The organism is bacterium (genome assembly GCA_021372775.1).
In the GTDB taxonomy this organism is placed as follows: Bacteria; Acidobacteriota; Polarisedimenticolia; order J045; family J045; genus JAJFTU01.
Genome location: JAJFTU010000111.1, coordinates 1 through 7,350, shown reverse-complemented (window position 1 = coordinate 7,350; position 7,350 = coordinate 1). Strand labels below are relative to the sequence as shown.

Annotated in this window: 5 protein-coding genes; 1 reads left to right on the top strand and 4 read right to left on the bottom strand. The window is 68.5% G+C overall.

Going from position 1 to position 7,350, the window contains the following annotated elements:
• The 4 genes from LLG88_03960 to LLG88_03945 form a co-directional block, all read right to left on the bottom strand.
• A partial coding sequence (locus LLG88_03960) for a histidine kinase (GenBank protein ID MCE5246063.1) occupies window positions 1–2,447 on the bottom strand: 2,447 nt, incomplete at its 3' end.
• 128 nt (window positions 2,448–2,575) lie between these two features.
• Window positions 2,576–3,937, bottom strand: a complete 1,362-nt coding sequence (gene gdhA / locus LLG88_03955) for an NADP-specific glutamate dehydrogenase (protein ID MCE5246062.1) — start codon at window positions 3,935–3,937, stop codon at window positions 2,576–2,578.
• 160 nt (window positions 3,938–4,097) lie between these two features.
• Window positions 4,098–4,748 (bottom strand): response regulator transcription factor, encoded by a 651-nt coding sequence (locus LLG88_03950; GenBank protein MCE5246061.1) that lies wholly within the window; start codon window positions 4,746–4,748, stop codon window positions 4,098–4,100.
• A gap of 121 nt (window positions 4,749–4,869) precedes the next feature.
• On the bottom strand, window positions 4,870–5,847 hold the full coding sequence (locus LLG88_03945) for a GGDEF domain-containing protein (protein ID MCE5246060.1): 978 nt from the start codon (window positions 5,845–5,847) through the stop codon (window positions 4,870–4,872).
• Between the two features lie 192 nt (window positions 5,848–6,039).
• On the opposite strand from LLG88_03945, the gene LLG88_03940 reads away from it, so the two are divergent.
• Window positions 6,040–6,873: a flagellin FliC gene (locus tag LLG88_03940; GenBank protein ID MCE5246059.1), complete on the top strand. Its 834-nt coding sequence runs from the start codon at window positions 6,040–6,042 to the stop codon at window positions 6,871–6,873.
• Window positions 6,874–7,350 lie beyond the last annotated feature (477 nt).

The window sequence follows — 7,350 nt, the reverse complement described above, 5'->3', positions numbered from 1 at the left end:
ACGTCGGCGAAGTCGAGCTCCTCCCCTTCGTGCGACAGGGCGAGCGGGCGCATCTGCAGGAAGCCGAACTCCGGCGGCCGGCCCGAGCCGGGGCGGAGGTTCACCGCGAACTCCAGCTCCACCGGCCCGCCCATCCCCTCGGCGCCGATCGCGAGCATCCGGTCGAGCAGCTCGGCCAGCGGGAAGAGGCCGTGCTTGAGGACGAGGGCGAAGCTGACGAGCCGCACGCCCGGGCGCGAGATCCCGTCGTAGACGGCGTCGTTTTCGGGGGAGTAGGTGGAGCCGACGGCGGTCAGCGTCCCGTCCTGCTCCGCGACGTCGAGGTCGAACGGCATCTCGCGCATCTCGCTGTCGGGGTCCATCCCCAGACGCCCCTCGTCGAGCTGCAGCGCCCAGAACTCGCGCTGCGAGTTCTCGAGCATGTCGTTGACCGAGGAGAACTGGACGATGTGCCGCGGGAAGCGCGGGCAGAAGCGCAGCGAGGGCAGGCCGTCCACGACCGTGCGCCCGAGGCCGAGCGCGACGGCGACGATGCCGTCGGTCGAGGCGAGCGGCGGCGTGGGATAGAAGTTGTAGGAGCGGGCCACGCCGGAGAAGTCGGGATAGAAGCGGGGCCCGCGGCGCGCGCCGACGATCCGCTGGAGGATCACCGCCATCTTCTCCTCCTCCAGCCGGTACGGCGTGGCCCGCAGGTAAGCCTTCGCGTGCTGGGTGAAGGTCGAGGCGTAGACCCCCTTGATCGCCCGCTCGAGTTGTTCCAGCCGCACCGCCGCGTCGTGGTGGTTGTTGGCCAGCATGTACGTTTCGTACACGCCGGTGAACGGCTGGTACTGCGAATCCTCGAGCAGGCTCGACGAGCGGACGGCGAGCGGGTGGCGCTCCTTCTCGACGAACGCCGCGAGGTCGGTCCGCGCCTCCTCGGGGAGCGGCGCGGCGAGGATCCGCCGCCGCAGCTCGTCGTCGTCGGCGCAGTGCATGACGAAGTCGCGCAGGTCGTTCTCTTCGAGGAAGCGGTCGAAGACGTCGGTGCCGACGACGACGGTCGGCGGCACGCCGACGTTCACGCTCGGGAAGCGCCAGGAGACGTCGTAGTCGGCGAGCAGCCGCCGCACGAAGGCGAGGCCGCGGGCCTTGCCGCCGAGCGAGCCGCCGCCGAGCCGGTAGAAGCCGTCGCCGCCGTCGTACGACGCGCGGTCGAAGTCGCTCACCGCGCCGCGCCCTTGGTCCTCGCGGTAGGCGGCGATCGAGTCGATCAGGTCGCGGCGCAGCTCCTCCAGGTCGGCGTAGTCGGAGACGCGGCGCGGCCGCAGCCGATGGGCGAGCGCGAACTCGGTCCGCGCCCGCAGCCACTTCGAGAAGTGGTTCCGCTCGCCGTGGTGCCCGATGCTCTCCGCCGGCACCGTGGCGAGCGCCTCCTCCAGCTCGCGCAGGTCGCGCGCCCGCGCGACCTCCGTGCCGTCCGGAAGACGGAAGACGAAGTCGCCGAAGCTGAAGTCCTCGACCAGCGCCCGCCGCAGTTCGTGCATCAGCGTCGGCGAGCCCTTGAGCAGGAACGCGGCGCCGAGCTGCGCCGCGAGCGCGGCGTTGGTCGGGCGGGACGACTGGAGGACGATCGGGACGTCGGGGATCGCCGCCCGCGCCCGCCGCGCGAATTCGGCGCCGGCGGCGGAGGAGTGGACGCCGTCCATCGGGAACTCGACGTCGGAGATGATTCCGAGAACACAGTCCTGGTAGCGGCTGAAGTAGTCCCACGCCTCCTCGAACGAGCTGGCGAGGAGCACCTTCGGGCGGGCGCGCATCCGCAGGATCTTGTGCGAGCGGTTCACCCCCTCCGCGATCAGGCTCTGCGAATGGCGCACCAGCTCGGTGTAGATCGCCGGCAGGAACGACGAGTAGTAGAGGGCGTTGTCCTCGACGACGATCAGCAGCGGGACGCCGTATTCGCCGCAGTCGTGCGGGGCGTTGAACTTGTCCTCGACGTACTTGACGATCGCCAGCAGGATCCGCACGTCCCCCTGCCAGACGAAGACGCGGTCGATGTCCGACATGTCGTTGCGGGCGGCGAACTCCGCCAGCTCGCGCGTGTCGTACGCCAGCAGCACGACCGGAACGTCGAGGCCGATCTGCCGCGCCTGCCGCGCCAGCTCGGCGGCGTTCATGTCCCCGAGCTGGATCGTCGTGATGATGAGGTTGAAGCGCGGCTCCTCGGCGGCGCACTGCAGCGCCTCGCCGCCGGTGGAGACGCGGGTCAGGAGCGGCGTGTGCCGCAGCCCGAGGTCGATGAACTCCCCCAGCAGCCGCTCGCCGAGCTGCCCGTCCTCTTCGAGGATGAAAAAGTCGTAGGGGCTCGAGACGAGGAGGACGTTCTCGACGCGTCGCCGCATCAACTCTTGGAAATCCGAGATGCGGTGGCCGCGCCAGCGGCCCGCGCCGAACGTCTGGGACATTCCTTCCTCCGGCCGGGGTGATTATCGCCCGCGGAGGCGCGGATCACACGTGCCGCCCCAAGAAGCCCGGAAAAGCGAAGGGGCGCGGCCAAGGCCGCGCCCCTCCTTCCCCCTTCGCGGGCTCGGGATCAGACCAAGCCCTGGTCCATCATCGCGTCGGCGACCTTCAGGAAACCGGCGATGTTGGCGCCGGCGAGCAGGTTGCCCGGCGTGCCGAAGCGTTCGGCGGTGTCGAAGCAGTTCTTGTGGATGTTGACCATGATGCTGTGGAGCTTCTGGTCCACTTCCTCGCGGGACCAGCCGAGACGCATGCTGTTCTGCGACATCTCGAGGCCGGAGGTGGCCACGCCGCCGGCGTTGGCGGCCTTGGCCGGACCGTACAGGATCTTGTGCTCGACGAGGAGCTTCTGGCCGTCCGGCGTCGTCGGCATGTTCGCGCCTTCGGAGACGACGTAGACGCCGTTCTTCAGCAGGTTGGCCGCGTCCTTGCCGTTGATCTCGTTCTGCGTGGCCGACGGGAACGCGCACTGGGCCGGGATCGTCCAGAGCGGGTTGTAGTCGAGCTTCGGGTCGACCGGCGTGTACTTCGCGCCCTTGAACTGGTTGGCGTACTCGCTGATGCGGCCGCGCTTCACGTTCTTGAGCTGCATCACGAAGGCCAGCTTCTCGGCGGTGATCCCTTCCGGATCGTAGATGAAGCCGCCCGAGTCGCTCATCGTCACCGGCTTGCCGCCGAGCTGGATCAGCTTCTCGACCGTGTACTGGGCCACGTTGCCGGACCCGGACACGAGGCAGGTCTTGCCTTCGAAGGTTTCCTTGCGGGTCGCCAGCATTTCCTTGGCGAAGTAGACGTTGCCGTAGCCCGTGGCTTCCGGGCGGACCAGCGAGCCGCCCCAGTTGAGGGCCTTGCCGGTCAGGACGCCGGTGAACTCGTTGCGGATCCGCTTGTACTGGCCGAACAGGAAGCCGATTTCGCGGCCGCCCACGCCGATGTCGCCGGCCGGGACGTCCGTGTCGGGACCGATGTGGCGGCAGAGCTCGGTCATGAAGCTCTGGCAGAACCGCATCACTTCGTTGTCGCTCTTGCCCTTCGGGTCGAAGTCCGAACCGCCCTTGCCGCCGCCCATCGGGAGGGTCGTCAGGCTGTTCTTGAACACCTGCTCGAAGGCCAGGAACTTCAGGATGCCGAGGTTGACCGAGGGGTGGAAGCGGAGGCCGCCCTTGTAGGGGCCGATCGCGCTGTTCATCTCGATCCGGAAGCCGCGGTTGATGTGGTAGGCGCCCTGATCGTCCTGCCACGGCACGCGGAACATCAGCACGCGCTCCGGCTCCACCATCCGCTCGACGATCTTCGCTTCGCGGTACTCCGGGTGGCGCTCGAGCACGAGCGCGAGCGACTCCAGCACTTCGTGGACCGCCTGATGGAACTCCGGCTCGGCCGCGTTCTTCGCCTTCAGGTCCGCCATCACCTTCGCGACGTAATCGTTCATGCTCATGCCATTCCCTCCAAAGTGTCGTGGCAAGTGAGTGCCATCTGGAACGGAGGAAATGTTAGGAGACGCGAACCGCCCGCCGCTATGCGGATTATTACCTACATGATGGTCGGTAAAGCCCCATCCGGGGAGGGGAGAAACGCCGACGCGGCGGCCCTCAGGGCTGGATCAACTCGTTGCGGATGCAGTACTTGACGACGTCGGCGACGTTCCGGGCGCCCAGCTTTCGCATCAGGGAGGCGCGGTGCGTGTCGGCCGTCTTGACGCTGATGTTGAGCACCGAGGCCGCCTCCTTGGAGGAGTAGCCGTCGGCGATCAGCATCGCCAGCTCCCGTTCCCGCTGCGTGATCACCCCGCCGGGCTTCTGCCGCGCCACCCACGGCTTGACGTACTCGGCGACCATGTCCCGGCCGGCGGCCCCGGAGAGGTAGAAGTCGCCCCGCGCGGCGTGCCGGATTGCCTCGAGAAGTTGCTCCAGCGGGCTGTCCTTGAGCACGTAGCCCCGCGCGCCGGCCTCGAACGCCTGCCGCTGGTAGGCCTCGTTGTGGTGGCCGGTCAGGACGACGATCTCGATCCGCGGGCAGTTGTCCTTGAGCCAGCGGGTCGCTTCGATCCCGCCGAGGACCGGCATCACCAAGTCCATCACGACGACGTTCGGGGCGAGGACCGGGACGCGGTCGATCGCCTCCTGACCGTTCGCCGCCTCGCCGAGGAGCTGGATCCACGGGCGCTGGCCGAGCGCGCAGGCGAGGGCCTCGCGGACCAGACGATGGTCGTCCACCAAGACGACTTTGGTCGTTTCCTGCATCGCGCGCGGCCGGCCTCTCTTCGGGTGTGCGACCGAATTATGCCGTTCGCGCCGGACGGGCGCACCACGTTGTTAAAGGGACGGCGGGCGGAAACGGACGATTCCGGGGAAGAGACGGCGGTCAGTGGGCCGGAATTTCCTGCTCGCGCGGCGTCGCGGGGGCCATTCGGCAGCGGCCGCGCAGCCGCTTCCCCGCGTAGAGGTCCATGTCGGCGAGTTCGACGAGCCGGTTCGGCTGCCCGTCGGCCTGCAGCAGGTCGGCCGCGCCGAAGGTCACGCCGAGCCGCATCCCGTGGAGGTCGTCGGCGGCGAGCGCCTTCTGCACGCGCACGCCGACCCGTCGCGCCGACTCGGCCGTCGTGTCCGGGCAGAGGACCGCGAACTCGTCCCCGCCGAGGCGCGCGGCGAGATCCGCCCGCCGCACGGTCCGCTCGAGGACGCGCCCCAAGCGCTGGATCGCCTCGTCCCCCGTCTGGTGCCCGAAGCGGTCGTTGACCTCCTTGAGGCCGTCGAGGTCGAGCATCACCAGCGCCAGCGCCCGCCCGTGGCGGTTCGAGCGCTGCGCTTCCCGCTCGAGGTAGTCCATGAGGGCCCGCCGGTTGTAGAGGCTGGTCAGCGGGTCGCGGTAGGCCAGGTTGAGCGCCTCGGCGTGGCGCAGGGCGTTGGCGGCGGGCAGCGCCGCCTCGCGGGCGACGATCTCCAGCCGTTCCTTGGCGGCGCCGAGGCAGCTCGCCAGCGCCGCGTCGTGGACGTAGCCGACGAACCCGATCTGCCGGCCTCGCCACTCGACGACCGCGGCGAGGATCGGCTCGGCGGGGTTGACCGGCCGCCGGCGGCCGTCGGCCTTCGCCGGCGCGGCGAACGACTGCGAGGCTTCGGGGCCGAGGCGGACGAACGCGGACACTTGCGGCAGGCCGCGCCGCAGCTCCGCGACGATCGCGTCTTCCAACTCGCCGAGATCGAGGAGTTCCGCGAAACGGCGGAAGAGAACGGACGTGTCGAAGGCGGGCTGCAGCTCGTTCCGCGCCGCCTCCGGACGGGAGGGGCGACCAATTTCTGAACAGCGCCGTTGCGCCGATCTGTCGATTCGCCCTGCCATGGTCCTTCCCAAACCCCTTAATTTTGGTCAAGGACAACATGAACCTTGCTTTTTGGGGGTGCAATGAAAATCTTAGACACCGGGTCTAAAGATCAGACACCCCCGGCCGAAAGGTAGGGTGCATCGCGAGATGGGCGGCACGGAGCCATGGAGGAGCCCGGAGCCCAACGCGAAAACTGGAGGGACACGGAAATGGCATTCTCAGTCGTCACCAACATCGGTGCGCTCAACGCGCAGAACCAACTGACCAAGACGGAGCGGTCGCTGCAGACGACGATCAATCGGTTGTCGTCGGGCCTCCGGATCAACGGCGCCAAGGACGACGCGGCGGGCCTCGCCATCGCCGAAAACCTGCACGCCGACATCCAGGGGCTGAACCAGGCCGTCCGCAACGCCAACGACGGGATCAGCGTGATCAATTGCGCGGATGCCGGGCTGCAGGAAATCGGCAACCTCCTGCACCGCGCGATGACGCTGGCCGAACAGGCCGCGTCGGACACGAGCGGCGGCGACAACACGACGTCGAAGATCTCGATCAACAGCGAATACACGCAGATCCTGCAGGAAATCGACCGCATCGCCGGCACGGTCCAGTTCAACGGACTCGCGCTCCTCTCCGGCGCCGGGGCGTCGCTCGACGTCCAGATCGGCCTCGGATCGGGGACGAACGACCGCATCCACATCTCGACCTCGGGCGTGACCGCCAGCGGCCTCGGCCTGACCCAGGACGCCCTCACCGCCAAGATCACCGCGCGGGACGAGCTGGTGCAGATCCAGTCGGCCGTCGACACGGTGTCGAGGAACCGGGGCGACCTTGGCGCTTACTACAACCGCCTCGAGCACACGATCGCGGTCATCTCGACGCAGTCCGAAAACCTGTCGGCCGCGGAAAGCCAGATCCGCGACGCCAACACGGCGGAGGAAATCGTCAACCTGACGAAGTACCAAGTGCTCAACCAGACCGGATTGGCCGCCCTTTCGCAGGCCAACTCGACGTCGCAGAGCGTCCTGAGCCTGCTAAAATAGCGGCTTAGGATCGACGCGCCCGGTTCAGGTTCCGCGGCCATGAGACGCCGCGGGGGGACGAGGGCGCGGACGCCCGCCCGACGAGGCGCAGGGATGACGCCCGTCAGGATGAGCGCTTGAAGGCAGCGCCGCGCCGACGCGCGGCGGCGCAGGGAGCATCGCGCCAGACTGCCGCAAAGGAAACGTCCGCGGCCAACCGTGGACCTCCAGTGGGCGCCCTCGGAGGATCGGCCTCCGCAGGGTGCCCGTTTTTTTTGTCCCGCGGCGGACGCTCCGTCCGCCCCCGAGCCGGAACCTCCCCGGCCGCCCCGCCAAATTCGGGCCGATCGCGGAATTGGCGCTAAAGCCGGGCGGCCCCTGTCCGAAAAGTCATTGCGAGGAAAGCAAGTCGCCGCAAACCGCCCCGGGAGAGGAGGTGCCGGTCAGCGAAGGGGGTGCGGCGGAGAAAAATTCCATGCGGCCGCCGCGGGCCGCAGA

Bases quoted from the DNA above. Each gene is read 5' to 3' on its own strand.
- LLG88_03945 (MCE5246060.1), bottom strand. From the start codon at position 5,847: ATGGCAGGGCGAATCGACAGATCGGCGCAACGGCGCTGTTCAGAAATT.
- LLG88_03950 (MCE5246061.1), bottom strand. From the start codon at position 4,748: ATGCAGGAAACGACCAAAGTCGTCTTGGTGGACGACCATCGTCTGGTC.
- LLG88_03940 (MCE5246059.1), top strand. From the start codon at position 6,040: ATGGCATTCTCAGTCGTCACCAACATCGGTGCGCTCAACGCGCAGAAC.
- gdhA (MCE5246062.1), bottom strand. From the start codon at position 3,937: ATGAACGATTACGTCGCGAAGGTGATGGCGGACCTGAAGGCGAAGAAC.